The sequence below is a fragment of the Mesorhizobium sp. ESP6-5 genome (assembly GCF_020164695.1).
Lineage (GTDB): Bacteria > Pseudomonadota > Alphaproteobacteria > Rhizobiales > Rhizobiaceae > Mesorhizobium > Mesorhizobium australicum.
This window is the reverse complement of sequence record NZ_JAIUGR010000032.1, coordinates 1-1,394: the sequence shown is the minus strand read 5'-3', so window position 1 is coordinate 1,394 and position 1,394 is coordinate 1. Positions and strand designations below refer to the sequence as shown.

Genomic DNA, 1,394 nt, shown 5'->3' with positions numbered 1-1,394 from the left:
GCGGGGTGGAGCAGCCCGGTAGCTCGTCAGGCTCATAACCTGAAGGTCACAGGTTCAAATCCTGTCCCCGCAACCAAACAAAACGGCCCGCCTGGCTCAATGCCGGCGGGCCGTTCGCGTTCCGATCTCTCCGCACAGAAATTCGAACCCATCAGCCCCCCAAACCAAGCCAACAAAACCTCACAAAGAAAACGGCCGCCAGAGTCCAAATCGGCGGACCGTTGCCTATCCGGATCGCCGTGGAGTCGATCCACTCTGTTCAGGACCGGCAAAAAGGCGCCGCCGACGCGCGGGACAAATCAAATCAGCGAAGGCCATGGGGACGGGGTTCAAGATCGATGGCCGCCAAGCATGAACAGATTGGCCGGTTGGGCTTTAACTCAGCTGGTCTCCTCACACGCTTTCGGATGCCGGTAGCACGGGCTGCGGCCCTCCGCTCCACAGAACTGTCCCAATCGTTATTTCAATTCTGCCGGATCGGGTGACCCCGCTTGAGCGCGTGGTGACGGTGAAACGCGTTCGAGGCGGCAGAATACTCCTCTGCCACATAATATCTTCCAGGAGGTGCCATGCCCAATTACGCTTTGAACGACCACCATGAGCAATTCATCAAGCGGCAACTCGAATCAGACCGCTACAACAATGCCAGCGAGGTTGTCCGCGCCGGCCTACGCATGCTCGATGACTTCGAGGCGGAGCGGCAAAAGTGGTTGCGCGAGGAAATTCCCGCACGCCTGGCGGCTCCAGCAGAATCCGACGAAGGGAATTCCAGCCGAAACGGTCTTTTCCAGCCTCGAAGCGCGCCATCGCGCGAAACAGGCTAAGGCCGAGTATGAACGGAATATCGGATCGTCTTTCATCCCGCGGCACAAGCCGAACTCCAACAGCTCTACGACGGCATAGCCGAGCGGCCGTCGCCAGCGATCGCCTGGAATTTTGTCGTGGTATCCAGGAACCATTGTCTCGGCTTAGCGACTTTTCCACAGCGAGGCACTGAGCGGATCGAGATCATGCCTGGGCCGCGGATTGTTGGTTGTCGGCGGGCGGTCAGCATTGCCTTCGCGATCAAGGATGAGCAGGTGCTGATCCCCAGGCATCTTCTACGCGGGTCGGAACATCACACCGGAATTGCTGGAGAATCGGCGCTGAAAGCCGCTCGGGCGAGGTCCGTGGGCGGGCAGCAGTCTTCAAAGCGAAGCATGCCAGGCGTCAGCTCAAAGTGGGAACCCACGCATAAACAACCGTGAAAGCGACGGGGGAATTCAGCCTAGCCAACTCACGAATTTCAGCCCCGTGGATATCTCCACGATAAATCGAAAAAACATTTGGGAACGGTGTTGACAGTTTTGGTTGGTGGCGACTATATACGCCTCACGAACGAGGGCGGTGCGCCG

Annotated in this window: 1 pseudogene; it reads left to right on the top strand. The window is 58.4% G+C overall.

Annotated features, from left to right (window positions below):
* Positions 1-569: 569 nt before the first annotated feature.
* A pseudogene (locus tag LB524_RS28745) lies at positions 570-831 on the top strand (type II toxin-antitoxin system ParD family antitoxin); the annotation flags it as partial.
* Positions 832-1,394 lie beyond the last annotated feature (563 nt).